22 protein-coding genes and 2 pseudogenes are annotated in these 24,717 nt (G+C 56.4%); 7 read left to right on the top strand and 17 right to left on the bottom strand.

What is annotated here, in order from left to right; all coding sequences use genetic code 11:
• Window positions 1–48 precede the first annotated feature (48 nt).
• A complete protein-coding gene (locus K5I40_RS05145) occupies window positions 49–2,427 on the top strand; it encodes a glucose/quinate/shikimate family membrane-bound PQQ-dependent dehydrogenase (RefSeq protein ID WP_223075357.1) in 2,379 nt (792 codons plus the stop codon).
• 46 nt (window positions 2,428–2,473) lie between these two features.
• Here the strand turns inward: K5I40_RS05145 and K5I40_RS05140 are convergent, their stop codons facing one another.
• The 9 genes from K5I40_RS05140 to K5I40_RS05100 all read right to left on the bottom strand — a co-directional run bounded on the left by K5I40_RS05140 (window position 2,474) and on the right by K5I40_RS05100 (window position 9,314).
• Complete coding sequence (locus K5I40_RS05140) at window positions 2,474–2,926, bottom strand: energy transducer TonB (protein WP_138369067.1); 453 nt, start codon at window positions 2,924–2,926, stop codon at window positions 2,474–2,476.
• A gap of 175 nt (window positions 2,927–3,101) precedes the next feature.
• Complete coding sequence (locus K5I40_RS05135) at window positions 3,102–4,793, bottom strand: methyl-accepting chemotaxis protein (RefSeq protein WP_039028626.1); 1,692 nt, start codon at window positions 4,791–4,793, stop codon at window positions 3,102–3,104.
• Window positions 4,794–4,964: 171 nt separating this feature from the next.
• A complete protein-coding gene (locus tag K5I40_RS05130; protein ID WP_103179746.1) occupies window positions 4,965–6,083 on the bottom strand; it encodes an S-(hydroxymethyl)glutathione dehydrogenase/class III alcohol dehydrogenase in 1,119 nt (372 codons plus the stop codon).
• A 29-nt stretch (window positions 6,084–6,112) separates the two neighbouring features.
• Window positions 6,113–6,388 (bottom strand): metal/formaldehyde-sensitive transcriptional repressor, encoded by a 276-nt coding sequence (locus tag K5I40_RS05125; RefSeq protein ID WP_039028624.1) that lies wholly within the window; start codon window positions 6,386–6,388, stop codon window positions 6,113–6,115.
• A gap of 228 nt (window positions 6,389–6,616) precedes the next feature.
• Complete coding sequence (locus tag K5I40_RS05120; RefSeq protein WP_039028620.1) at window positions 6,617–6,895, bottom strand: biofilm development regulator YmgB/AriR family protein; 279 nt, start codon at window positions 6,893–6,895, stop codon at window positions 6,617–6,619.
• Window positions 6,896–6,911: 16 nt separating this feature from the next.
• A complete protein-coding gene (locus tag K5I40_RS05115) occupies window positions 6,912–7,211 on the bottom strand; it encodes a hypothetical protein (RefSeq protein WP_052246150.1) in 300 nt (99 codons plus the stop codon).
• Between the two features lie 47 nt (window positions 7,212–7,258).
• Window positions 7,259–7,498 (bottom strand): regulatory protein YcgZ, encoded by a 240-nt coding sequence (ycgZ, locus tag K5I40_RS05110; protein ID WP_039028619.1) that lies wholly within the window; start codon window positions 7,496–7,498, stop codon window positions 7,259–7,261.
• A gap of 431 nt (window positions 7,499–7,929) precedes the next feature.
• A complete protein-coding gene (locus tag K5I40_RS23990) occupies window positions 7,930–8,634 on the bottom strand; it encodes a BBE domain-containing protein (protein ID WP_251931005.1) in 705 nt (234 codons plus the stop codon).
• Window positions 8,631–9,314, bottom strand: a complete 684-nt coding sequence (locus K5I40_RS05100; protein ID WP_251931004.1) for an FAD-binding oxidoreductase — start codon at window positions 9,312–9,314, stop codon at window positions 8,631–8,633. The genes K5I40_RS23990 and K5I40_RS05100 overlap by 4 nt, the downstream gene beginning before the upstream one ends.
• Window positions 9,315–9,487: 173 nt before the next feature.
• On the opposite strand from K5I40_RS05100, the gene K5I40_RS05095 reads away from it, so the two are divergent.
• From K5I40_RS05095 to K5I40_RS05080, 4 genes and pseudogenes are all read left to right on the top strand, one after another.
• Window positions 9,488–9,685 carry a hypothetical protein gene (locus K5I40_RS05095; protein WP_039028617.1) on the top strand — a complete coding sequence of 66 codons (198 nt, stop codon included), beginning with the start codon at window positions 9,488–9,490 and terminating at the stop codon, window positions 9,683–9,685.
• A gap of 1 nt (window position 9,686) precedes the next feature.
• Window positions 9,687–10,456: pseudogene (locus tag K5I40_RS05090) on the top strand (hypothetical protein).
• Window positions 10,457–10,618: 162 nt separating this feature from the next.
• Window positions 10,619–11,602, top strand: a complete 984-nt coding sequence (locus tag K5I40_RS05085; protein ID WP_139565202.1) for a DUF1852 domain-containing protein — start codon at window positions 10,619–10,621, stop codon at window positions 11,600–11,602.
• Between the two features lie 27 nt (window positions 11,603–11,629).
• Window positions 11,630–12,661 carry a methionine synthase gene (locus tag K5I40_RS05080; RefSeq protein WP_039028614.1) on the top strand — a complete coding sequence of 344 codons (1,032 nt, stop codon included), beginning with the start codon at window positions 11,630–11,632 and terminating at the stop codon, window positions 12,659–12,661.
• A 36-nt stretch (window positions 12,662–12,697) separates the two neighbouring features.
• On the opposite strand, the gene K5I40_RS05075 is transcribed toward K5I40_RS05080, so the two are convergent.
• From K5I40_RS05075 to K5I40_RS05060, 4 genes are all read right to left on the bottom strand, one after another.
• Window positions 12,698–13,591: a siderophore-interacting protein gene (locus K5I40_RS05075; RefSeq protein WP_223075358.1), complete on the bottom strand. Its 894-nt coding sequence runs from the start codon at window positions 13,589–13,591 to the stop codon at window positions 12,698–12,700.
• A gap of 104 nt (window positions 13,592–13,695) precedes the next feature.
• Window positions 13,696–14,178 (bottom strand): glutathione peroxidase, encoded by a 483-nt coding sequence (locus K5I40_RS05070; protein ID WP_223075359.1) that lies wholly within the window; start codon window positions 14,176–14,178, stop codon window positions 13,696–13,698.
• Between the two features lie 59 nt (window positions 14,179–14,237).
• A complete protein-coding gene (locus K5I40_RS05065) occupies window positions 14,238–15,701 on the bottom strand; it encodes a DUF1254 domain-containing protein (RefSeq protein WP_223075415.1) in 1,464 nt (487 codons plus the stop codon).
• A 14-nt stretch (window positions 15,702–15,715) separates the two neighbouring features.
• Window positions 15,716–17,194 (bottom strand): DUF1254 domain-containing protein, encoded by a 1,479-nt coding sequence (locus K5I40_RS05060; protein WP_223075360.1) that lies wholly within the window; start codon window positions 17,192–17,194, stop codon window positions 15,716–15,718.
• Between the two features lie 196 nt (window positions 17,195–17,390).
• Between K5I40_RS05060 and K5I40_RS05055 the strand changes: the two are divergent.
• Window positions 17,391–18,067 (top strand): annotated as a pseudogene (locus tag K5I40_RS05055) (SOS response-associated peptidase).
• A gap of 432 nt (window positions 18,068–18,499) precedes the next feature.
• Here the strand turns inward: K5I40_RS05055 and K5I40_RS05050 are convergent.
• The 4 genes from K5I40_RS05050 to K5I40_RS05035 form a co-directional block, all read right to left on the bottom strand.
• Complete coding sequence (locus tag K5I40_RS05050) at window positions 18,500–19,762, bottom strand: Y-family DNA polymerase (protein ID WP_223075362.1); 1,263 nt, start codon at window positions 19,760–19,762, stop codon at window positions 18,500–18,502.
• A 168-nt stretch (window positions 19,763–19,930) separates the two neighbouring features.
• Window positions 19,931–20,686 (bottom strand): thiol:disulfide interchange protein DsbG, encoded by a 756-nt coding sequence (dsbG, locus tag K5I40_RS05045; protein ID WP_223075363.1) that lies wholly within the window; start codon window positions 20,684–20,686, stop codon window positions 19,931–19,933.
• Window positions 20,622–22,703 (bottom strand): protein-disulfide reductase DsbD, encoded by a 2,082-nt coding sequence (locus K5I40_RS05040; protein WP_251931003.1) that lies wholly within the window; start codon window positions 22,701–22,703, stop codon window positions 20,622–20,624. The genes dsbG and K5I40_RS05040 overlap by 65 nt, the downstream gene beginning before the upstream one ends.
• Before the next feature lie 46 nt (window positions 22,704–22,749).
• On the bottom strand, window positions 22,750–23,139 hold the full coding sequence (locus tag K5I40_RS05035; protein ID WP_039028605.1) for a hypothetical protein: 390 nt from the start codon (window positions 23,137–23,139) through the stop codon (window positions 22,750–22,752).
• 676 nt (window positions 23,140–23,815) lie between these two features.
• Here K5I40_RS05035 and K5I40_RS05030 point away from each other — a divergent pair.
• Complete coding sequence (locus tag K5I40_RS05030) at window positions 23,816–24,709, top strand: GntR family transcriptional regulator (RefSeq protein ID WP_223075365.1); 894 nt, start codon at window positions 23,816–23,818, stop codon at window positions 24,707–24,709.
• The last annotated feature ends 8 nt before the right edge of the window (window positions 24,710–24,717 follow it).

Below are 24,717 nucleotides of genomic sequence, written 5' to 3'. Positions count from 1 at the left end.
GTTGAGTCTGCCCTGTCCAGTGAAGACAAGATTATTCAGGAGACAGAAATGGCTATAGGTAATTCGCTACGTGGGTTCCCCAGGATCCTGCAGTGGCTGCTGGTCGGTCTGATGGCGCTCATCGGACTGGCCGTCGGTGGACTGGGCTTTAAGCTTGCCACCGTCGGGGGAAGCTGGTACTTCCTGATCATGGGCGTGGTGATGCTTGTCGCCGCGTTCCTTATCGCGCGCGGTCGCATAAGCGGCATCATTCTGTATGCGGTGGCGTTTATCGCCTCGCTGATCTGGGCCGTGAGCGACGCAGGCTGGGATTTCTGGCCGCTCTTCTCGCGCCTGTTCACCTTCGCGGTGCTGGCGTTCCTCTCCGCCCTCGTCTGGCCCTTCCTGCGCGGTGCGGATCGTCCGGTCAACAAAGCCCCGGCATTTGGTATTGCCGCCGTGCTGGCGGTTGCGATGCTGGTGAGCTTCGGCTGGATGTTCAAGCCGCAGATCCTGGTCAGCGCCAGCGAGCCGGTGCCGGTTAAGCCGGTGGCGGAAGGCCAGCAGCAGAAAAACTGGGAGCACTGGGGTAACACCACCCACGGCGACCGCTTTGCGGCGCTGGACCAGATTAACAAGCAGAACGTCAACGATCTGAAGGTGGCCTGGGTTGCCCACACCGGCGACATCCCGCAGAGCAACGGCTCCGGCGCGGAAGATCAGAACACCCCGCTGCAGATTGGCGATACGCTCTTCGTCTGTACCCCATACAGCAAGGTGCTGGCGCTGGACGTCGACTCCGGTAAAGAGAAGTGGCGCTATGATTCCAAAGCCACTGCGCCAAACTGGCAGCGCTGCCGTGGTCTGGGCTATTTTGAAGACACCACAAGCGTGACAACGTCACCGACAGAGACGCAGCCCGCCGCCTGTGCGCGCCGTCTGTTCCTGCCGACGACCGATGCCCGTCTGATCGCCCTTAACGCCGACAACGGCAAGGTCTGCGAAGACTTTGGCGATCATGGCGTGGTTGACCTCAGCGTCGGCATGGGTGAAGTGAAGCCTGGCTACTATCAGCAAACCTCCACCCCGCTGGTGGCGGGCAACGTGGTGGTTGTGGGCGGACGCGTAGCGGATAACTTCTCTACCGGCGAGCCTCCGGGCGTGGTGCGTGCCTTTGACGTACATACCGGGAAACTGGCCTGGGCCTGGGATCCGGGCAATCCGAACATCACCGGGCTGCCGCCGGAAGGCCAGACCTACACCCGCGGGACGCCGAACGTCTGGTCAGCCATGTCCTATGACGCGAAGCTGAACCTGATTTACCTCCCGACCGGTAACGCCACCCCGGACTTCTGGGCCGGTGAACGTACCGAGCTGGATGATAAATACAGCTCCTCCATTGTGGCGGTAGATGCCACGACCGGACAGGTGCGCTGGCATTTCCAGACCACCCACCACGACCTGTGGGACTTTGACCTGCCGTCGCAGCCGCTGCTGTACGATCTGCCGGACGGTAAAGGCGGCTCCACGCCGGTGCTGGTGCAGACCAGCAAGCAGGGCATGATCTTCATGCTCAACCGCGAAACCGGCCAGCCGGTGGCGAAGGTGGAAGAGCGTCCGGTGCCTGCCGGTAACGTCGAAGGCGAGCGTTATTCCCCTACCCAGCCGTACTCTGTCGGCATGCCGATGATCGGCAACCAGACCCTGACCGAATCCGACATGTGGGGTGCCACCCCGGTTGACCTGCTGCTGTGCCGCATCCAGTTTAAAGAGATGCGTCATCAGGGCGTCTTTACCCCGCCGGGTCTGGATCGCTCCCTGCAGTTCCCGGGCTCGCTTGGCGGGATGAACTGGGGCAGCGTGTCGGTTGACCCGAACAACAGCCTGATGTTTGTGAACGACATGCGTCTGGGGCTGGCGAACTACATGGTGCCGCGCGCGAATGTTGCTAAAAACGCCAGCGGGATTGAGATGGGGATCGTGCCAATGGACGGTACGCCGTTTGGCGCGATGCGCGAACGCTTCCTGTCTCCGCTGGGCATTCCGTGCCAGAAACCGCCGTTCGGTACTATGTCTGCGGTGGATCTGAAGTCCGGCAAGCTGGTGTGGCAGGTGCCGGTGGGTACCGTGGAAGATACCGGCCCGCTGGGGATCCGCATGCATATGCCAATCCCGATCGGTATGCCGACCCTGGGCGCGTCGCTCTCCACCCAGTCCGGCCTGCTGTTCTTCGCCGGGACTCAGGATTTCTACCTGCGCGCGTTTGATACCGCGAACGGGAAAGAGATCTGGAAAGACCGTCTGCCGGTGGGCAGCCAGTCCGGCCCGATGACCTACGTGTCGCCGAAAACCGGCAAGCAGTACATCATCATCAACGCCGGCGGTGCGCGTCAGTCTCCGGATCGCGGGGATTACATCATCGCCTACGCGTTGCCTGATAAGAAGTAAGCGCGTTAGCGTCAAGCCGGCCTCGGGTGGCCGGCTTTTTTTTTGCTTACGGCTTCGCGGTGAGGGAGTTTTCGATCCAGGTCGCCGTTGTGCCGTTCTGGTAACTGACCACCAGGTTCTGATGGACCCCGGCTGGCCAGCAGCTGCGCATTACCGCGCGTTTGGTTTCATCGAAGAAAGGTTTATCCCCTGCCGCTTCGTAGTCCGCTGCGCGGCCGTTCAGCTTGACGTTAAACGACACCGTCACCCGGCCGGAATATTTCTGCGCCGCGGCCTGCTCAGGATAGCGCGGCTGCACCCGGTAGACGTCGCCGTCGCAGTCCACCTGCCCGTTATCCACGGTCGACGAACTGCCGCCCACCGGAAAGGAGAGCCCGACGCCCACCCCGCTGTTGCCCCCGCCGCCGCCAATCCCTATCCCGCCAATGCCCACGCTGCCGCCCGATGCACATCCGGCCAGCAACCATGCGACGCAAATCACCTGCGTAAACTGTTTCATCGCCTTTTCCTCTTCAGCCCTTACAACCAGCATAGCGGGGAATAAAAAAGGGTTCATGTCGAAACATGAACCCTTTTTTTGCCCGGCGGCGCTTCGCTTGCACGGGCCTACATGCTGTGCCGAACCCGTAGGCCCGGTAAGGCGCAGCCGCCACCGGGCAGGATACGCGTGGGGATCAGAAGGTTTCCCAGTTATCGCCATCGGCGACGGCCGGGCGCAGCGGTGCGGCTGGCGCTGCTGGCGCGGCCTGAACGCTGCTGCGGGCCGGGTTCATACCCTGCAGGCGGAAAGTCCCTACCGCTTCGGTCAGACGGGCAGCCTGATCTTCCAGTGAGGCTGCTGCCGCAGAAGCTTCTTCCACCAGCGAGGCGTTCTGCTGGGTCACTTTATCCATCTCCGAGATGGCCTGGCTGACCTGCACAATACCGCGGCTCTGCTCGTCGGAGGCGGCTGCGATCTCCAGCATGATATCAGTGACGCGTTTAACCGCTTCGACGATCTCGTTCATGGTGTTGCCTGCGGCAACCACTTCGCCGGAGCCCTGGTCGATAAGGGAGACCGATTCGCTGATCAGCCCCTCAATCTCTTTCGCGGCGTTGGCGCTGCGGCTGGCCAGAGTGCGGACTTCGCTGGCGACCACGGCAAACCCGCGCCCCTGCTCACCGGCTCGGGCGGCTTCCACCGCGGCGTTGAGCGCCAGGATGTTAGTCTGGAAGGCGATACTGTTGATGACCGCGGTAATCTCAGAGATTTTCTTCGAACTGCTGGAGATGTTGCCCATGGTTTTCACCACCCCGGAGACCATCTGGCCGCCGCGGCTGGCTTTGCCGGAGGCATCTTCCGCCAGCTTGCTGGCGTGATGCGCGTTATCGGCGTTCTGCTTCACGGTGGCGGTCAGCTGTTCCATGCTGGCGGCGGTCTGTTCAATGGCCGCAGCCTGCTGCTCGGTACGTGATGAGAGGTCAGTGTTACCGGCGGAGATTTCGCTGGTGCCGCGATAGATCTCTTCCGCGCCCTGGCGCACGGTGCCCACGGTATTTACCAGCGAACGCTGCATGGTTTGCAGATCGTGGGTCAGACGGCCAATCTCGCTGCGCCCGGTCAGGTCTTCGGCCAGGGTCAGGTCACCTTTTGCGATATGCGCAATACGGTTCGCGGCGCGTTGCAGCGGGTTAATCACCGTGCGACGCAGCACGATAAAGGTGATCACCGTCAGCACCAGCGCCAGACCAAAGGCGCCAACCATAAACATCAGCCCCAGCTGGGTACGGGTATGTGCCTGCTCGGTGAGCATATTGGCGCGATCGGTACGGATCTTAATCGCCTTCAGCAACACCTCGTTATAGGCATCATCCAGCGGACGCGCCGATTCATTTTCATGGTTGATGATGGCTTCGAACATGCCGTTCTTGGCATATTTCAGCATCGGCTGCATGCCGTCGATATAAGCCTGGTAATTCGTTTTCAGTTCGCCGTCCAGCGCTTCGTCCGCCGGGGTGCGAACGCCACGGTTCATGTAAATGGCGAAGCTGTCCTGAGACTGTTTGATGCGCTGTTCGGCTTCGGCGATGTTCTTTTTCATCGCGTCCATTTCGGCGATACGGCTGGCCGCACCCGCGTGGATCATGTTGATACGCGCCGTGCGCAGATGGTTAGAGCTGTTTGATAACCCGGTACGCACCTGAATTTCAGACGTCACATCCTGCTGGTCTTTGTCCGCCTGCAGTAAAAAATAGCCTGCCAGCCCGGCGCTCAGGGCAAACAGCAAAATAATACCACCCAAAATCGAGGAGATAAGCGGGAGCAGCCTGATGTGGTGCAGGAAGCCCAGCTTATGTTGCGCCCGAACTGTTGTTGTTTTGTCCATAGCCGTTGACTCTCTCATAGGTAAGATGCGTGGAAACACGCCTGTAAAGTAGTCATCGGCACTACAACGATTTTGATTACGGCTAAAATCGCAACACTGGTCACACTTTCGCAATGATTTTTAAAGAGATGTCGTCCCGCTGCCCATCAAGGCCAGCGGGAGAAAGGTTTATCAGTTATCGCCGAAATGGATAACGGTACGGATGGACTTACCTTCATGCATCAGATCGAAGGCTTCGTTGATCTGATCCAGCGGCAGGCGGTGGGTAATGAACGGATCGAGCTGAATTTTGCCCGCCATCGCATCTTCTACCATGCCCGGCAGCTGGGTACGGCCCTTAACGCCACCAAACGCAGAACCACGCCATACGCGGCCGGTAACCAGCTGGAATGGACGGGTTTTGATCTCCTGACCCGCACCGGCCACGCCGATGATGACGCTTTCGCCCCACCCCTTGTGGCAACACTCCAGCGCGGCACGCATCACGTTGACGTTGCCAATGCATTCGAAGCTGAAGTCGACGCCGCCGTCGGTGAGTTCAACAATGACGTCCTGTACCGGCTTGTCGTAGTCGTTCGGGTTGATGAAATCGGTCGCGCCCATTTCGCCAGCCAGCTTGAATTTTTCCGGGTTGGTGTCCACGGCCAGGATGCGTCCGGCTTTCGCCTGCACTGCGCCCTGAATCACGGCCAGGCCGATCCCGCCCAGACCGAATACCGCAACGGTATCGCCCTCTTTCACTTTGGCGGTGTTGTGGACGGCACCGATGCCGGTGGTGACGCCGCAGCCCAGCAGACAGACTTTATCCAGCGGTGCCTGCGGGTTTACTTTTGCCAGCGAGATTTCGGCGCAGACGGTGTATTCGCTGAAGGTGCTGGTGCCCATGTAGTGATAGATCGGCTCGCCGTTGTATGAAAAACGGGTGGTGCCGTCCGGCATCAGGCCTTTACCCTGGGTAGCGCGAACCGCCTGGCAGAGGTTGGTTTTGCCGGATTTGCAGAACTTACACTCGCGACACTCTGCGGTGTACAGCGGGATGACGTGGTCGCCCGGCTGCAGGCTGGTGACGCCCTCGCCGACTTCCACCACCACGCCACCGCCCTCATGGCCGAGCACCGCCGGGAAAACGCCTTCCGGATCGTCACCCGACAGGGTAAACGCATCGGTGTGGCACACGCCGGTATGGGTGATTTTGACCAGCACTTCGCCTTTTTTCGGCGGCGCTACGTCAATTTCAACGATTTTCAACGGCTGGCCAGGGCCAAATGCAACAGCAGCACGTGATTTCATCTTGCTTTCCTTTTAGTGATGTCAGGTTTTTATTTTAGATAAGAGCGCAGCAAATGGCCGACTTCCGCCATTCTGACGGCCCGCTGATCGGCAGTGGTCTCGCCCGCCACCAGCTCATCTTTGAGGTGAATTTCAACCATCTCGCCCATCAGGCCGTTTGCGGCGCCGCGCACTGCGGCGATCTGCTGCAGGATGGAGAGGCAAGGCTCGCCGGATTCAAGCGCCCGCTCCAGGGCATCGACCTGCCCGCGAATGCGGCGCACGCGCGTCAGGACACGTTTTTTGTCTTCAGGTGAATGTGGCATCGGAGGGCTCCTTGATACTGTAGTGGGGTATACTATTTTATTTTATACAGACCTGCAAACGGGAATGTCCAAAGATGTTTTGGGGGAACGCGAAAGTCTGGATGGGAAAGGTTTGATGAGAATACAGGAGAAATTGCTGCCCTGGTTAAGGGCAGTCGGCGTAGGCAGTATTATGCGTGATCGCTATTAAGCAACTTATGAATGAAACCCGTCAGGCATAAGTGATGCTTAAATATCATCCCGCGTGAAACCAACAACTATTTCGAGCGTATTGCGGATGACTTCGGCAGCCTCTTGATCGGATGTTTGTTCAAGGGCGTAAATCAACTGCAGAATAATTTGCTTATTGGTAAGGTTATCTCCGCTGAGAATAATACATCTTATCGCTGAACCTAAAACGGCAGCCTCAACGGACAAGGAACTTCCAGCTGAACGGAAGTAAGTTGCCAGCGCCTGATCCTGAAGTGCATTGAAATGCTGTGTATGCAGAGAAGTCGCAGTATTCATATTTTTCACTCTAAGGTTAATGTTTTTTATCGTATTTATGCTGTGCAGTATTCACCATGAGATGGTGCATGCTGTTGATAAGACAATTTTTTCTGGCTTCTGGGTGTACGCGACTACTGGATTTAACCTTTTGCTCAACCTCGACTGCGGCCGCAGAGAGCGCGCTTCTTCTTTCAGCGTCACGCTCCATGCTGGCCATAATTTTCAGTTTGACTGCCAGCGTCTTAAAATTTATTGGACCGTTGTCTTTTAAAATTAACAACACAGCTTCGCCAATAAGATCGTCTCTCAGTCTTTCAGATTTCGTTCTGTGCATAACTGTTCTCACGTGCCTGCTTTAAGCCACAGATGTGCTAACATTCTTTATCGTTCAAAAAACAGAGCGATCAGCTGATTGTAATGGGCAATTTCTTCTTCATCTTCCGTCTGTTCTACCCGGCGTAATAACCTGGTACAGATAGCAAGACGGCTTAGATTACGTCCCTCATTCAGGATCTCACCGACAATTAAGCCCAGCGTCTCCTGCTGGCTACGCATACTGGCTTTATTAAAATAGGCGGTGATTGCCTCAGCTGAACTTTGGCGCGAACTGTTGCCTCGCATAGGTGCTCCGGATTGACATTTAGGTTAGGGGTTAAACTGATGTTAAAAATATACTAAACCTCAGTAGTTGTACATGGCGACTGTACAAGTTTTTGCGATTTTAATTAGCCAGCTAAATTAGCTTTACAAATAACAGCGTGTTAACAAGCACTTAAAATTGTCAGGCGTTCAAAAATTTACAAAACTTTCTTGCGTAAGTCTTTCATTAATAAAACTTAAGTATTACCCATCAAGCATCTCTCCCTGCATGAAATCAGCGCTTTCAGAAGATCGTAAATCGCTCTGCGGACCGCTCATTTCGACACAAAGGCTGTACAACTTCTTGCATGTTCAGATACGCCCTGGGAAAGGAGAAAATTTTGCAGGGCTGCGCCTGACGTTTAGCTACCCCAGTTTTTCACTGCATACGGTCATCAGGCGCAATCCCGGCCTTACACCGGCTTGATATTCTGATTCATCCGGAACAGATTCATCGGATCGTACTTACTTTTCAGTTCCACCAGCCGATCCCAGGTTGCGCCGTAGGCAAAGGCGATACGGTCGGTCTCCTCCTGGGTGAGGAAGTTGATATAGGCCCCGCTGCTGGCGAAGGGCTGGGTTTTGGCGAAGAACTCCCGGGCCCAGGCGACGCAGCGTTCATCCTCTTCGGCGGTTTCCCAGCGCCCGTGCACGTTCATGACGTAGTTTGCATCCCGGCTTGAGTAGGCCATCGCCTCGGGCGCAACCTGGGTCGTATGGCCGCCAATGGTGCCAATGAAGATCTCGCAATGAGGTGACGGCAGTCTGGCGGCGTAGTCGACGATGGCATCGATGACGCCCTCGCTGATTTGCACGAAGTTGTGCGATTTCCAGTAGTTACGCGCCCCTTTTGCCAGCAGCGGATCGAAGGCCTGCTGCCAGGCGACGTAGGGCATTACGCCGATGTGCTCGCCGATTGCCGTGCCGAACCCGCGTAGCGGCGCAATGAGTTGCTCGCCCATTTCGGGATGGCCCACATAGCACAGAGCGAGCGCCACCATCTCCTTCCCGTGCGCCTCTTCAGGCAGGAAAGGCAGCGGCGGCGCCTTGCGGGTGACCATCCAGACGTTCAGCTCTTCCGGCATCGTCTGGGTAAAACGGGCAAACTGCGATATCACGGACCTGGCCTGATCGAACGGAAAACGATCAGCCCGCTCAGCACGTCCGGTCCGACGGGGTGCAGCTGGAATTCAAAGCGCGTTACCACGCCAAAATTGCCCCCGCCGCCCCGCAGTCCCCAGAAGAGATCCGCATTTTCGGATCCGCTGGCATGCAGCAGACGGCCATCCGCCGTAACAACTTCCGCCGAGAGCAGATTGTCGATGGTCATACCGTACTTGCGGCTCAGCCAGCCAAACCCGCCCCCCAGCGTCAGGCCGGCCACCCCGGTGGTGGAATTAATGCCCAGCGGCGTGGCAAGCCCATGCGCCTGTGCCGCCGCATCAAAATCACCCAGCGTGCAGCCGGGCTCGACGGTGGCCCGGCGGGTGTTCAGATCCACCTCTACCCGCTTCATCAGCGAAAGGTCGATCATCAGACCGTCGTCACAGACGGCATTGCCCGCGATGTTGTGCCCTCCTCCCCGGATTGAGATGAGAAGATGTTGCTCGCGTCCAAACTGGATGGCTTGCACTACGTCCTCGGTGGATGTGCAGCGAACGATGAGCGCGGGCTTGCGGTCGATCATGGCATTCCAGATCTGACGCACCTCGTGGTAATCGTCATCTTCAGGAAAGAGTATCTTCCCCTGAAAATGCGCTCTGAACTCATCGATTTCTGCCTTTGATAACGCCTTCATGATTGTTCCCCCTGCTCTGTTTAACCCTACTAATTATGGTAGGTTTGAGAGCGTCGGGCGTTAAAAATGGGGTAGCAAGCCGGGCCTCCCCCGGTGCTTTTCAGCATAACCTTAAGGCAACATCTCTATTTCCCTACCAGACTTAGGCTTTTTACTTTTAAGGAGCCCACGCCATGAGGCGTCTGTTTACGTCGATTTTCTCCAGCCCCGAGTCGCTGCTGCAGGTGATGAGCCAACAGGAAATTATTGAAGCCGTGGAGGACGGGGATCGCATCATTATCGATCAGGATGGTAACGCTTCGGTCAACTTCAAAAGCCGGGAGGTGCGGGAGGACTTTCTGCGCCATGTTAACGCGTTGAAGAGGGCCTGAGATGGGAACGGCGATCTTTATGGTGCTGATGGTTTCCGGGTACTGGTACACCAGCCGCGATCTCTCCACCCGCTTTAAAATCAAGCGATCCTTTGGCTGGGACGTCTATTTTCTCGTGGCGCTCTACGGCTGCATCTTCGTATTGCAGGGCGTGCTTGCCACCGGCCTGGTGTGGCTGGTGCTTCTCGCCGCCTCCTGGGCCGCCAATACTTTCCACTTTGCCTCGCAGGACTACGCCAACTGGCAAATGGACTTTATGAACTGGAGCTTTCTGGGGATTCAGGCACCGGTAGTTGTGATGCTGGCCTTCGCCATTCTGTTTTGCCTCTACCGTTCGAACTGGGCGGGCAGCGCCAGGCTGGACGGCGAAGGCCGCAAGCAGCTTTACAAGCGCCTGTCACAGGCCAGCGGTATTGAACAACTGCTCTATCAGTGCATGGAGGAAGGCGAGCTGGCGCTGGTGACGCTGAAATCGCGGCGGATCTATATCGGCATGATCCATACCGCGACCCTGGAATATGAAAAAACCGCCAATATCGTGCTGATCCCGATGCTGAGCGGCTATCGCGACGGCAAAACGCTGAGCCTGTGCATTGAGCATAACTACAGCAATGGTACGCCGACCACGATATTACGCTCGATTCACAGCCCAAAAGCGCGATGGCTTTCCGCAAGGTGATCATGCTGGACCAAATTGAAAGTCTTTCACTTTTCGATCCTGCCAGCGCCAGTTCGCTGGATCTGGAACGGCACGCGGAGAGTGCAGAGTGAATTTTTTCACGATCATGAAGATGGCTCATGTTGCAGTGAAATTTAGTCGCTTTCACTCCCCTCCTGGCTCTGGCATAACGTTACTCATATTAACGTATGAGCAACATAAAGGGTGATTTCGCAACAGCGTCACGCTTTATGCCAGAGCCAGGAAACGTCACCATGAATAACGATTTCACCTTTACCATTAAGCGCAGCCGTTTCGATGAGAATTACAATCCTTCGGAAAACACGCGCATCACCACTAATTTTGCCAATCTGGCCCGCGGCGATAACCGTCAGCAGAACCTGCGCAACACCCTGGTGATGATGGATAATCGCTTCAACACCTTAGCGCACTGGGACAACCCGAAAGGCGATCGTTATTCCGTCGAACTGGACATTATCTCCGTTGAGATGAATATCGCAGGTGAAGACAATGCCACCACCTTCCCGGCGATTGAAATTTTAAAAACCAATATCATCGATAAAAAAACCAACGAGCGTATCGAAGGGATCGTCGGGAATAACTTCTCGTCCTATGTCCGGGATTATGATTTCAGCGTACTGCTGCCCGATCACAATAAAAACCAGCCTGAATTCAGCATTCCGGATAACTTTGGCGAACTGCACGGCAACATCTTTAAGCACTTCGTTAATTCTGCGGAATATAAAGCTAACTTTAGCAAACCGCCCGTGATCTGCCTGAGCGTCTCCAACAAAAACAGCTACCAGCGTATTGGCAATGTGCATCCGGTTTTAGGCATTGAGTACCAGCAGGAAGGCACCTCACTGACGGAGGCCTATTTCAAAAAGATGGGCCTCCAGGTTCGCTATTTTATGCCGCCAGACAGCGCCGCGCCGCTGGCATTTTTCTTCTCCGGCGATTTGCTGAGCGACTACACCTTCCTGGAACTGATCGGCACTATCAGCACCATGGAGACTTTCCAGAAAATCTACCGTCCTGAGATTTACAACGCCAACTCGGTGGCCGGGCACTATTACCAGCCCAGCCTGACGAACCAGGATCACTCCCTGACCAAGATTGTTTACGATCGCGAAGAGCGTAGCCAGCTGGCGATTGAGCAGGGAAAATTTACCGAGAAACATTTCATCAAGCCGTACAAAAATATTCTTGAGCAATGGTCTGCTCACTGCGCGCTTTGATTAATTAAAACGATAAGGTCACCTGTTATGAAAACATTGCTTCCCACCTCCACGGCCGGCAGCCTGCCAAAACCGTCCTGGCTGGCACAACCGGAGACCCTCTGGTCGCCGTGGAAATTGCAGAACGAGGAATTACTTGCCGGGAAACAGGATGCGCTGCGTCTCTCTCTGGACGATCAGCTCCGGGCCGGGATTGATATCGTCAGCGACGGTGAACAGACCCGCCAGCACTTCGTCACCACCTTTATCGAGCACCTCAGCGGCGTCGATTTTGAGAAACGCGAAGTGGTGAAAATCCGTAACCGCTATGACGCGAGCGTGCCGACCGTCGTGGGTGCCGTCTCCCGCCAGAAGCCGGTGTTTGTTGACGATGCGAAGTACTTACGTCAGCTCACCACCCAGCCGATCAAATGGGCGCTGCCGGGCCCGATGACCATGATCGACACCCTTTACGACAACCACTACAAAAGCCGCGAAAAACTGGCCTGGGAGTTCGCAAAAATTCTCAACCAGGAAGCGAAAGAGCTGGAAGCGGCCGGGGTCGATATTATTCAGTTCGACGAACCTGCCTTTAACGTCTTCTTTGATGAGGTGAATGACTGGGGGATCGCCGCCCTGGAGCGCGCCATCGAAGGGCTGAAATGCGAAACGGCGGTGCACATCTGCTACGGATACGGCATTAAAGCCAATACCGACTGGAAAAAGACGCTGGGCTCAGAGTGGCGCCAGTACGAAGAGGCGTTCCCAAAACTGCAGACCTCAAATATCGATATTATCTCGCTGGAGTGCCACAACTCCCGCGTGCCGATGGATCTGCTGGAACTTATTCGCGGCAAAAAGGTGATGGTCGGAGCCATCGACGTGGCAACCCATACCGTCGAGACGCCAGAAGAGGTGGCCGCTACGCTGCGCAAGGCGCTGCAGTTCGTCGATGCGGACAAGCTCTACCCTTCCACCAACTGTGGGATGGCGCCGTTATCCCGTGAGGTGGCGAACGGTAAGCTCAACGCATTAAGCGCCGGAGCGGAGATAATCCGCAGGGAACTGGCGGGGAAATAAGCGTTCAGGCCGGGCACGCGAGGCGCGCCCGGCTGATTACAAACGGCGGCCGCGAGCCCAGTAGGCCATAAAGCTGATTGTCTCCTTCGACAGGTTTCGTTCCCCGCTCAGATAACGTCGCAGATGCTTCACCGCGCTGGATTCCGCCGCCACCCAGCCGTGGAACCGATTATCGCTTTGCGCGCGATCCCACAGCAGTTCTCCTTCGGCCTCTTCCCGCACCTCCTGACTCCGGGTCAGGGCATACTCCGGCAGCTTCACGTGCTGTTTGACGGCCTGTAACAGGGCTTCACCGTGGCAGGCCCCGGTCAACTCGCGCGCCCGCCAGTGCACTTCCGCAAAGTCATAGGCGCTGAGATCGATACAGTCGCCCTGCTTCGGCACTTCGATAAACACCTGTACCTGCGGGGGCGTATCACGCTGAGCAAGTTGCTCCAGGATCCCTTTTACCGCAGGCCAGGCCGTTTCATCCGCAATAATCAGACCCTGTTCTGCCTGAGGATGGGGATCCCACTCGTAGCCCCCGCTGTCTTCGGGATAGTCACGGTTGGGCGCGACGATCTGCAGTTCATCGCCCGGTTGTGCCCCTGTTGCCCAGGCAGACGCCGGACCTTCGGTGCCGTGCATGACAAACTCCACCTCCATCTCGCAGGCCTCAACGTTCACACGACGCAGCGTGTAGGTGCGCAGGATCGGCCGTATCGCTTCCGGCAGAGACTTGATTTGCTCCCACCAGGATCCTTCTGGGGTCAACGCCAATGGCGTGCCGTTCAGCGACGGGAAAAGCAGTTTAATGCGCTGATCCGGTGCGTCTGATTTCATATGGCGCACGTCGTCGCCCCGGAACACGCAGCGCAGCATAGAGGGCGAAAGCACCTCTTTTCGCGCCAGTTTTACGTTGAATAAGCGATAACTCTGCACAGCCGACATACCTTCACCTTAACGCGCGTCGTGAATTTGTGATGTGCCGATGGTAACAAACGAAAATGATAATGAGAACGCTTATTAAGTGCGGAGTGCTGCGAATCAAAACCTTACTTTTCAAGGGCAGTCACGATAGCGGCTTCCATCTTCTCCGGGGTGGTTATCGGGGCAAAACGCTTGATCGGCTTGCCGTCGCGTCCGATCAGGAATTTCGTGAAGTTCCACTTGATCCGCCCGCCCAGCACGCCGGGCAATGCGTCCTTCAGGTAACGAAACAGCGGGTGCGCAGCCGCGCCGTTGACCTCGACTTTCTCGAACATCGGGAAGCTCACGCCGTAGTTGATGTGGCAGGTCCGGGCGATGTCATCAGCCCCGCCGGGCTCCTGCTTGCCGAACTGGTTGCAGGGAAAACCCAGCACCACCAGCCCCTGAGAGGCGTACTTTTTATAGAGCGTTTCAAGACCTGCATATTGTGGGGTGAAGCCGCACTTGCTGGCCGTGTTGACCACCAGAACGACTTTACCCGCATAGTCGGCCATGGAGATGGGCTGGCCATTCAGGCGGGTGGCAGAAAGTTGATGAAAATTCGTCATCCAAAAAACCTCAAAATCATGATGGCACCCTGCCACCGGCAAGGTGCCCACAGAATGGCTTACTTCACCGTTTCAATTTTAGGCGGCTGCCAGGTGCCATCCAGAATCGGCTGTTCACCCCAGTACGCGCGAATGTAGAGGGACAGATTGCCGTCAGGCGCCGGAAGCCAGTTATTCACTTTATCATCTGATGGGCGGGTTTTGCTGACATACAGCGTCAGGGAGCCGTCATCGTTGTACTTCAGGTTTTTGTTTTTGGTCCCTAACGAGAAGCGGTTCAGCTCGTTAGGGCTGAACAGATGCTTACTGTTATAGAGCGTTAATGACCAGAACCCTTTCACCGGCGGCAGTTCGCCTTTCGCGAAGGTCACCGTGTAGTCATGGTCGCCAGAGAGCTGGGTGCCCGCAGCATCGTTATCGGTGTAGAAATACTGGGTTTCGTTCGGTTTGTTATCGAACATATTCGATTTCGAGGTGCCGGTACGGTTGTAGTAGTCCACCCCAAACTCGGCGTTGTTTTTTGAACGGTTCCAGCCGTTGCCCGCCGGTACGCCGTTGTTCTTCCACTTAAAGAAATCAGCAATGACGGTTTTATCCGTCTCTACGGCGGCAGCATCCATCCATTTGCGGATTTCCGGGTTTTTCTTGCCAGCTTCGACAAGGTGACGGTACTGGGCGTACATGGCCTCTTCGCCAGGCAGCGGCGGCACTTTTTCCAGAACATTGGCGAACTGGTCGAAGAATTTCTCCGGAATAACCCAGCGCGTCTCGCCCGCGCTGGCATCCGGTTTATCGCCGATGGCCGGGATTTTCGAGTATTCGAAGGATTTCATTTTGCCGTCAAACTGACTCAGCGGGTAGGTCATAATCTCTTTGATCGGGGCCTGGATCGCCGCCCGGTCTTCCGGGGTGTCATCCATCTGGACGCGAGGAATAACGTTGGCCATTTCGGTGGAGGACTGAATCACACCGTTAATGCCCTGCGGGGTTTCCCCTTTCCAGTTGGGCCCGACAAGCAGATAAAAACCGGGTTTGGTGGCGTAAGGTTTACCGACGTTACCAATCTGATTGGTGCGGGCATCGTAAATGGCGTACACCCAGAAGCGATCGCCGAAATCGGGAACCTGAATGACGATCGGCTCTTTATCCAGTTCGAAGAAGCCCAGCCCGTAGGCCACGTCCTGGTTTGGACAGGTAACGAAGGTCTCCTCCGGCTTGATGTAGTCCGTCAGCATGCTGAGCTGGCCCATCGGCGCTACCGGCACCATGCCGCCGTTCAGCGCCGGGTAAGGCGCTTTGGTGATGGTTTCCCGACGGTTAAACTGATTCACCATCGGCCAGCCCCAGATATAGGCCTGCTGCGCGATGGCTTTGACATAGCTCTCCGGCATGGTGACATCCGCCGACGGCTGCGTGAGCTGATCGAACTGGGTGGCATGAGGAATGGTCAGCGATTCGGTCTGGGCGAACGCGCCTGCGCTTAGCGCCAGAGTCGTAAACAGTGCCAGATACTTTATTTTCATCACGTCATTCACCTTTATTGGTTTGTCTGGACCAGGTCATCCGGGATCCATGTTTGATCGTAGAATCCGTCTTCGGTGCCATACAGACGCAGCGCCACGAGGAAATTGCGGTCAGGAACGGTTTTGATAAAGGCGCTGTCTTCCACACCGTCCGGTTTGTTCGGCCCGAACCAGAGGTCGATAGAGCCATCGTTGTTTTTCGGGATGTTGTAATAGCCGTTGGTGGACGGTAACAGCTGATCGGTTTCCGGCATGGTGCCGTCGGTAATGTTGTAGGCAGTCACGGCCCAGAACAGCGCCGCAGGTGGGTTTGGCGGCAGGTGCAACTTATAGGTATTGCTGCCGTTCAGGAACTTGCCGGATCCGTCTTTGGTGGCAAACGGATATTTGGACCCCGCGCCGGTGGTATGCATCACCATTGCCGCCGCGCTGGAGTACGCAATCTGGAAGAAGGCCGCGCGCTGGTTGGCATCAAGGGTGCCGTACTGCATCCACTCTGCGGTAGCACCCGCCCAGGAGGTCTCCCACTGACGGTCTTTGTAATAGAGCTGACGCTGGTCATCACGCCCCACCTGACGACGCGCGAGGATCATGCGCGGCGCGGTTTCCACGGCTTTGTTCAGTAACTCCTGCTGTTTGGCCGTCGGGGTGAACGGCTTGCCCTTCACAATGCCGATGCTGAGCAGCGCGCTGCGGGTGGCATCCGGGATCGCGGTCAGCGGTTCATAATCCACAAAGGTTTTCAGCTTTTGCCAGTAGCTGGCGTCGGTGGGATAAACCATGTTCACCCGCTTCCCGCTGGCATCCGGGAACTGCATCGGCTTCACGTCCTTTTCCACATCCCAGAGGGGATAGACGCGGGTGGTTTCGGCATTTTTCACCGCCGGGACCGGATCGGGTTTGCCTTCACCTTTACCCATGATGGTTCTGAAGAAGAGGAAGACGTTATAGGTTGAGGATTTAAAGGCGTAATACCCCTGCGGCACAGGACCGTCGTAATCCGGCGGCAGAAGTAAATAGAGGCCACCCCGGGCGCGGTCTGGCCCGATGGCACCCACGTCGGTGATGGTTTTCTGGAAGAAGTCGGTAAACATCCCGATGACGTTCGGTGGCGCTTTGATCACCAGCGGCCCCGTCTCCTTCAGATCCAGATAACTCATGGAATAGATCACATCTCCGTTAGGCGTAGGCACCACCGCCCGGCTGTCCATTCGCTCTTTCCAGATCGGCAGGACGTTATAGCCTTTGCCAAACGCGGCTTCAGAGCCATCGCGCAGGCCAATGGTATTCAGCAGCGGCAGGGTCTGGATGTAGGCCTGAATCGCATCCTGATAATAGAGTTCGTCGCTTAATGACTGCGCTTCCTGCTCCGGTAACCAGTTACCGTTATTCAGTTGCTTCATCAGAGGGGAAAGCGGCGCGTCGGCGGCCATTGCGGGTTGGGCTAAAGCGAGTGACAGCACAACGGCAGAAGTGATTATTCGGAGTTTCATAGGTGTATCCCGATATAAGAGTAGTAAAAGCGAAATGAACGACTTACATACGATCGGTGATGACTTTTGGCATAAAACAAACGAGACAGAATGTTCTTAGAAAGGATAGTTGGTTTTGCAAAATGAATAGTGTTTTGAGCTATTTAAAATCCGGGAAATACACAACCTATACTTAAGAAAACCCTCGGAGGTAATTATGTGCGGACGTTTCGCCCAGGCCCAGACCCGGGAAGAGTATCTTGCCTTTCTTGCAGATGAAGCGGAGTGCGACATCCCCTACGACCCGGAACCCATCGGGCGCTATAACGTTGCGCCAGGCACCAAAGTATTGCTGCTCAGCGAGCGCGACGATCTGTTGCATCTCGACCCGGTGTTCTGGGGCTACGCCCCTGGCTGGTGGGATAAGCCGCCGCTGATCAACGCCCGCCTGGAAACTGCCGCCAGCAGCCGGATGTTTAAGCCGCTGTGGAACCACGGTCGGGCGATTGTCTTTGCCGACGGCTGGTTCGAGTGGAAAAAAGAGGGAGACAAAAAGCAGCCTTACTTTATCGCGCGCGCCGACGGACAGCCCATTTTTATGGCGGCGATCGGCAGCACCCCGTTTGAGCGCGGGGATACCGCGGAAGGGTTCCTGATCGTGACCGCCGCGGCAGATAAAGGGCTGGTGGATATCCACGACCGGCGACCGCTGGTGCTGACGCCGAAGTCAGCACGCGAATGGCTGCGCGAAACGGTGAGCGGCAAAGAGGCGGAAGAGATAGCCCGGACGGGCGCGGTACCCGCAGAGGATTTCCACTGGCATGCCGTCACGCGGGCGGTGGGGAATGTAAAAATCAGGGGGCAGAATTGATCAATAAAATAAGTGAGCCGTAAAATAAAACCCGATTTTATTAATAATGATTATTTGCAGAAATAACGAAGCGCCAGCAAATATACATTCATCACCAGCGTAGCGGCAAAATAATTAATCGGGAGGGCCGGAATGAACCCTCCTCTTTAACACCTAAACCACCTGTTTTGGCCAGCGTCTCCTTTTAGGAAGCGGCACGCATGAGTGTGCGGTGAGTCGGGTTCCGCAGACGGAACAAACAGCACCATGAGGTTGGGTTTGCGTGGGGCAAAAAGAGGTAAAACGAAACCTTTTGCTTGTGCAAACCGGGCACTCAAATTTTATGTTGGGAATAGCCCCTCCGGGCAGGTGAATAGAGTCACCACCATAGCGTAATTCTTAATCGTCCAGGGATATATCTTCCTTATCTGACAAATAATTACTTTTATTCTTTGCACTATTTTAGTGAAAGAGATTTATCTGACCCGAAGAAAGTCAGAAAAACGCGTGGTATATCGCGGGGATAACATTTCCCTTTTCATTTGCCATTTCTGCTCTATTCCCTGTCCGGCAAACCAGATGGTTCCGCGCCCTTGCTCATTAAGTTTGTCGACGAGGGCCATCAGCTCTGCGCTGTTGCGCCGGGGCGGATTTTCATCAAACAGATTCAGCTGCGCGACGCCGGAACTGAAAAAATCCCCCAGCATGACGCCGGCTTTCTGATAGCGCAGCCCTTCTCTCCAGATAATATCCAGACAGTGCGTTGCCGCTTCAATAATATCCCGGCTGTCTTCCGTTGGCGTCAGCAGTTTGGTTGAGGCGCTATTACCGTAATAAGGCTCGTTCAGCGCAAACGGCGACGTCTTCACGAAGGCTGAAATAAACCGGCAGTACTGGTGTTCAGCCCGCAGTTTCTCGGCGGCGCGGGCGGCATAGCTGCAGATGGCCTGGCGCATTGCCTCGTAATCCGTCACTTTTTCGCCGAACGAGCGGGAGCAGATAATCTCCTGCTTGTGCGGGACATACTCTTCAAACCCCAGACAGGATTCGCCGCGCAGCTCGCGTACGGTGCGCTCCAGCACCACGCTGAAATGTTTGCGGATCAGGGCCGTGGGGGTGTCCGCCAGCGCCAGTACGGTATTAATGCCCATGGCCTCCAGCTTTTTACTCATCCGCCGCCCGATACCCCACACCTCGCCGACGGGCAGCGCCGCCATCAGCTTGCGCTGACGCTCAACGCGGGATAAATCCACCACGCCGCCGGTCTGCCGCTGCCATTTTTTTGCCGCAAAGTTTGCCAGCTTGGCGAGGGTTTTGGTGGGCGCAATGCCCACCCCGACGGTCAGGTGCGTATGTTGTAGCACCGTCTGGCGAATTTCGCGGCCAAAGGCCTCCAGATTGCAACAGTTGCTGACCCCGGTGAGATCGCAAAAAGCCTCATCAATCGAGTAGATCTCAACCCGCGGAGCCATCTCCTCCAGGGTGGTCATCACCCGATTGCTCATATCGGCGTACAGCTCGTAATTACTGCTGAAGGCGACAATGCCGTGGCGGCGGAAAATCTCTTTCTGTTTAAAATACGGCGCCCCCATCGTCACCAGCCCTTTCGCTTCGGCGCTGCGGGCAATCACGCAGCCATCGTTATTCGACAGCACCACCACCGGCCGTCCCTTCAGGTCCGGGCGAAACACCGTCTCGCACGAGGCATAAAAGCTGTTCACGTCGACAAGCGCAAACATGGTTATTTGCGCCCTTTTACGGGCGCGGTAACGCGTGGGTAGATGGGTGGCATAGTCTCAAATCCGTTTAACTGTATATATATACAGTATCAATGATTTTGCGAACAAATCAAGGTGCTTACCGGCACAACGGCTGAGACTATGATTCAGGTTAATAAGCGAAGAGGCTTATTTGCAGGCCACCAGATCGGCCATCTGCTTAGCGTCAGGCAAGCCGACGATCTGCTGCAGGGCGCGATCTTTATTCAGGTAATAAATGGCAGGCGTACCGCTGGCTCCGAGTTGCTCCATCAAATGCTGGTTCTGCTGGATCTGCTTAAACACCGCTGGCGGCGTGTTACTTTTCAGCGCCGGTTTCGTTTTCCCGTCGCTGCTTTCAAGGTCATGCCACACTTTAACCGGATCGCTGGCGGAGAGGATCGCCGCCGCGTACTGGGCACTGTCCGGGCGGATCACGCCCACCAGCAGGGTTTTGGTGCTGATGCTTTTATCCTTGAGATAAGGCTGGGCCTGATGCCAGAACTTGTTGCAGTACGGGCAGAAGGGATCGGAGAAGACCACCACCTGACACTTCGCGTCCGCGCTACCTTCTGCGATCCCCGGCGCGGCGGTGAGCTGTTTCCACATTTCACGCCCGGCAGGAATATAGATCTCATCGTTGATGACCTTCTCGCTCAGGTTATTGCCCTCGGCATCGTACATATAGCCTGAAATCACGTGCTTTTTATCCGGGGTGAGATAGAGCGTGACGCCCATGTCCTGATATTTCCCCAGCCACCCTTCCACCCCGCCGGGGGCGCTGAACGGTTTAATAATTTCAATGCCCTGTTTCTGGACGTGTTTAATGGGTTCGGGTAAATCAGCGGTCTGCGCCAGGGCGCTGAAGCTTAAGGTCAATGTCAACAGGGACAGGATCTTGTTCATTTTTTTCCTCAGTAAAATCAGATGGCGTGGCCGCGTCGGCCTTTGCCAGGGCGGTCAGCAAGGCGTCTTTGCTCAGCAGGGAGGGCAATACATGCCCCTGCGGAACTGAAGGGCCAAAAATGGCGTTAAACGGAATGCCGCTGGCGCCGTAGCGCCTCAGGAACTGCTCGATTTCAGCGGAAGGCTGGCTCCAGTTGCCCTGCAACAGTACCACGTCGTCGCGGTTTAACGCGGCGATCACCTCAGGCCGGTGAAGCACCAGGACTTCATTCACCCGGCAGTTCAGGCACCAGTCGGCGGTGATATCCACCAGCACGCGTTTTCTGGCGTTCAGCGCGTCACTGAGCGCGGCCTCACTCAGCGGCTGCCAGTTCAGGGGTGAACCGGCCTTGCCCTGAGGTTGTGGAGCCAGAAAAGCATACAGCCCGGCACCAAACAACACGCCAAACGTCAGGCTGCGCAGATTTTCCCGGTGGTTCGGCATGGCCTTCGCGCAGCGGTAAAGGAAAAACGCCACCATCAGGCCGCCGCCGATCAGCACATAGCGTGCGCCCCACTCCTTCATCAGCAGCGACATCAGCCAGATGCAGGAGCCGAGCATCAGGATCACCAGCACCAGACGCAGCTTCCTCATCCAGGGGCCAGGCTTCGGCAGCCAGCGCGCCACGCCCGGCACCATGCTGATGGCCAGCCAGGGCAGACTCATCCCGATACCCAGAACAAAAAAGATGAGCCATAGCTGATGGACGGGAGCCGCCAGGGCGAAGGTCACAGCCGTGCCGAGGAAGGGCGCCGTACAGGGCGTGGCAAGCAGGGTCGCAAACGCGCCTTCGAGAAAACTCCCGCCGGTACCGTTGCCGCCCGCGGTCGCCAGCCGGGTGGTGAGCGTGGAAGGCAGACGGATCTCTATCAGGCCCGCCAGGCTGAAACAGAAAATCCACGTCACAAGCACCATCGCGCCGATGAACCAGGGATTCTGGAACTGAAAGCCCCAGCCAATCCAGGCTCCGGACAGCCGCAGCCCGGTCACGACCGCCGCCAGCACCAGAAACGAGAACAAGATCCCGGACGCGGTTGCCAGAAAACGCAGCCGCGTCTGACGGCGGGTGCTCTCTGCCAGGGTCATCAGCGACGCGAGCTTGATGCCCAGAACGGGCAGCACGCAGGGCATCAGGTTGAGGATCAGGCCACCCACCAGCGCCACGGCCAGAATCTGCCACAGCGAGGTAGAAGCATTGATATCAACGCTGAGCTGCTGACTCCGGTTGCCGTCGCTGACCAGCAGCGCGATCTGCTGTAGATGAGAGGCCTCCAGCGGTTGGCCCTGCTCATCGCTGACCCTAAACCGTGCCGTCAGGGTGTCGCCGTCGATCGTCGTCTGCGGCGGGGAAAGAGTCGCCCCCGCCGGGTTATCCGTGAACAGTTCAGGCCGGGACCAGCCTTCCGGCGAGGTCAGTTTAACCGTCAGCTGATCTGCGTCAGTGGCGACAGAGTTCACCGCCACCGAGCCGCTGGTTGCAGGAACCGCACGCATCGCGTTATCCCAGGCGCTGGCAAAGCCCGTCGACGGACCGGACGCCAGGTTGAGATCCAGCGGGAAGGTTTTGACCACGCAGAGATTGCTGCACAGGGAAAGCGTCAGCTTCCCACGCAGTCGCTGCACCTCATCGGTGGTGATTTCCAGTGGAAACACCACCCGGCTCTCGTAGCCCACCGAGCTGAATCCGGCAGACGTAAAGCGCACGGGCCGCGGCCAGTGCCACTGGGTACTGGCCTGCGGCGTCCAGTCGATCACCGGCCGAAAGCCGCCGTCACCGGGGCTTCGCCAGTAGGTTTTCCACCCGTCATCGGGGGTGACATCCAGCAGCAGGCGCACTTTCCCGTTCGCGGGCGCATCGTGTAAGACATGCACCTGAGCATGGGAATTGTCAGGCTGCATCGGCCAGCCCGGGACCGCCGCATAAGCGGTGGACAGGCTGAATAACAGGAACCACAGGCTCCTGAAAAGCGTATTCATACATTTTCTCCGTGAAAAATTAACTAAACAGGGACAGCCCGTTCAGTCATTCACGGAAAACGCAGTTCTTGAGATGTATTCGGAGGAGCGGAGGACGAAACAGGATAACCGGCCTCGGCAGGACGCTGATTTTGATCAGCACCGCTAAAACGAGAACCAGCAGTGTGGGTAACAGCAGAAGGTTATCAAAATGAAGAGGTTGGGCGGCCAACAGGGAGTGGGCGCTGAGCTCGCAGGGCGACAACCCTGGCGACGTCAGCTCCTGCGGGCTGTTTTCAGCGGTCAACGAGAGCGTGGCGGCTTTGACCTGCATGTGGTGCAGGATGCTGGCCCGCTGGGTCAGACAGATCAGCATGACAATACAGGCAACGAAAAGAAGCACGACGGCTCTTAGTTGCCTGTTTTTATGTTGAGTCGGACCCGTCAGGATATTCATGGGCAATGAGAATAGTGAGCGACGCGTCTTCGGGCAAGGAGCAATTTGTAAAGTAATGACAAGGTGCGGGGAACTCAGCTTACCGCGCAATCAGCCACAGGAAAGCATAATGCCGCTTAATCAACCGACGTCTCAATGCGCGTGCCTAATTTAAGGGCTAAGCGCATCACCCGGTAATTTTCGTATGCTTTCCGCGATAAAATAATTTCAGGAGAGTAAACGACATACAGCGACTCCCTCCTCCGGCTGAAAATCGACGAAGCGTTGACCGCAGGCCGGGGCGAGGCGCACGGATGCGCCGAGAGGGGACGACCTACATGGATGTAGGATCGCCCCCGACCCTAAGCCTGCGGGAATAAGCTGAGTGCACCGCGAAGCGGCGATTTTCCTGGCCGGGAGCCGGGATTGCTAAGGGAGCGGCGGCGAGCCCACTTAGCACGTTCACGGGTGACGGGGCTTACAGAGAAGCACAAAACATACAGTGAACGGAACCACCACCACAGCCGCATGCTCCCCCTCACCCCAGCCCTCTCCCTGAATGGAGAGGGGGCAGGCCGTGCCAATATTTATTGTGGTGCTCCCTCGACCTGGTGCAGCGGACATTGCTTTTAAAGAAAAATAAATGCAATAATATTTTATAAATTTGCATTTCTCTCTCCTGAATCAGGGCGCCTGCATGAAAATTAGTGCACTCACTGAACGTATCTCACAGAAATTACTGGGTTTAATCGGCAGCGGCGATATTGCTCCGGGATCGCATCTCAGCGTGCCTAAGCTGGCGGAAACCTTTGATGTTTCGCGCTCCCCCGTTCGTGAAGCGCTGGTGTATCTGGAACAGAAAGGGGTGCTGCTGCAAAAGCAAAACCGCGGCTTTTTTGTTAAAGAGGACTATGCCCCGCAGGCGGATACCCAACCGGCACCTTCTGAAGAGCTGGATCTGCCGGAGTATTACCAGCTTGCCGAAGACTGGCTGCGGGACGAGATCGAGTCGGAAGTGACCGAGCTGTTCCTGATGAAGCGCTATAACCTCACCAAAAGCCAGCTGTCGACGGTGCTGGCCCGAGGCATCAGCGAAGGATGGGTTGAGCGTAAGCAGGGCTACGGCTGGCGTTTTTTACCGGTCGCCAAAACCAAGACCGCGCTGGAGCAGATTTTCAGCTTCCGTATGGTCATTGAACCGATGGCTATCCTGGAGCCTACGTTCAACGCACCGCAGGAGAAGATTAACGAGATCCGCCGCGAGCTGGAAATGCTGCTGGAGAGCGGTATCGAGCGCCTCTCCCCTACCCAGCTGCAGCTGGCGGGCTACCGTTTTCACGAAACGATCATCAGTTTTTCCAACAATCCCTTCTTTGAAATCTCTCTACGTAACGTCAACCGCATGCGCCGGCTGATGGACTATCGGATCATGGATGACCGCAACCGCTACTACGCGGAAGTGAAAGATCATATGCGCATCCTCGCCCTCATTGAATCAGGACAGCGGATTGAGGCGTCGTACACCATGAAGCAACACCTCTCCGTCGCCCTCGATAATAAAAAAATGCGCCGGATCAGCGCGGAAAATTAACCCTTGTC

The organism is Leclercia sp. LTM14, from assembly GCF_023736175.1.
GTDB classification, from domain to species: domain Bacteria; phylum Pseudomonadota; class Gammaproteobacteria; order Enterobacterales; family Enterobacteriaceae; genus Enterobacter; species Enterobacter barmai.
This window is presented reverse-complemented; position numbering and strand designations above follow the sequence as displayed.

Coding starts and splice junctions, on each gene's coding strand:
- K5I40_RS05145 (WP_223075357.1), top strand. CDS start 49: ATGGCTATAGGTAATTCGCTACGTGGGTTCCCCAGGATCCTGCAGTGG.
- K5I40_RS05140 (WP_138369067.1), bottom strand. CDS start 2,926: ATGAAACAGTTTACGCAGGTGATTTGCGTCGCATGGTTGCTGGCCGGA.
- K5I40_RS05135 (WP_039028626.1), bottom strand. CDS start 4,793: ATGGACAAAACAACAACAGTTCGGGCGCAACATAAGCTGGGCTTCCTG.
- K5I40_RS05130 (WP_103179746.1), bottom strand. CDS start 6,083: ATGAAATCACGTGCTGCTGTTGCATTTGGCCCTGGCCAGCCGTTGAAA.
- K5I40_RS05125 (WP_039028624.1), bottom strand. CDS start 6,388: ATGCCACATTCACCTGAAGACAAAAAACGTGTCCTGACGCGCGTGCGC.
- K5I40_RS05120 (WP_039028620.1), bottom strand. CDS start 6,895: ATGAATACTGCGACTTCTCTGCATACACAGCATTTCAATGCACTTCAG.
- K5I40_RS05115 (WP_052246150.1), bottom strand. CDS start 7,211: ATGCACAGAACGAAATCTGAAAGACTGAGAGACGATCTTATTGGCGAA.
- ycgZ (WP_039028619.1), bottom strand. CDS start 7,498: ATGCGAGGCAACAGTTCGCGCCAAAGTTCAGCTGAGGCAATCACCGCC.
- K5I40_RS05100 (WP_251931004.1), bottom strand. CDS start 9,314: ATGAAGGCGTTATCAAAGGCAGAAATCGATGAGTTCAGAGCGCATTTT.
- K5I40_RS05095 (WP_039028617.1), top strand. CDS start 9,488: ATGAGGCGTCTGTTTACGTCGATTTTCTCCAGCCCCGAGTCGCTGCTG.
- K5I40_RS05085 (WP_139565202.1), top strand. CDS start 10,619: ATGAATAACGATTTCACCTTTACCATTAAGCGCAGCCGTTTCGATGAG.
- K5I40_RS05080 (WP_039028614.1), top strand. CDS start 11,630: ATGAAAACATTGCTTCCCACCTCCACGGCCGGCAGCCTGCCAAAACCG.
- K5I40_RS05075 (WP_223075358.1), bottom strand. CDS start 13,591: ATGTCGGCTGTGCAGAGTTATCGCTTATTCAACGTAAAACTGGCGCGA.
- K5I40_RS05070 (WP_223075359.1), bottom strand. CDS start 14,178: ATGACGAATTTTCATCAACTTTCTGCCACCCGCCTGAATGGCCAGCCC.
- K5I40_RS05065 (WP_223075415.1), bottom strand. CDS start 15,701: ATGAAAATAAAGTATCTGGCACTGTTTACGACTCTGGCGCTAAGCGCA.
- K5I40_RS05060 (WP_223075360.1), bottom strand. CDS start 17,194: ATGAAACTCCGAATAATCACTTCTGCCGTTGTGCTGTCACTCGCTTTA.
- K5I40_RS05050 (WP_223075362.1), bottom strand. CDS start 19,762: ATGTTTGCGCTTGTCGACGTGAACAGCTTTTATGCCTCGTGCGAGACG.
- dsbG (WP_223075363.1), bottom strand. CDS start 20,686: ATGAACAAGATCCTGTCCCTGTTGACATTGACCTTAAGCTTCAGCGCC.
- K5I40_RS05040 (WP_251931003.1), bottom strand. CDS start 22,703: ATGAATACGCTTTTCAGGAGCCTGTGGTTCCTGTTATTCAGCCTGTCC.
- K5I40_RS05035 (WP_039028605.1), bottom strand. CDS start 23,139: ATGAATATCCTGACGGGTCCGACTCAACATAAAAACAGGCAACTAAGA.
- K5I40_RS05030 (WP_223075365.1), top strand. CDS start 23,816: ATGAAAATTAGTGCACTCACTGAACGTATCTCACAGAAATTACTGGGT.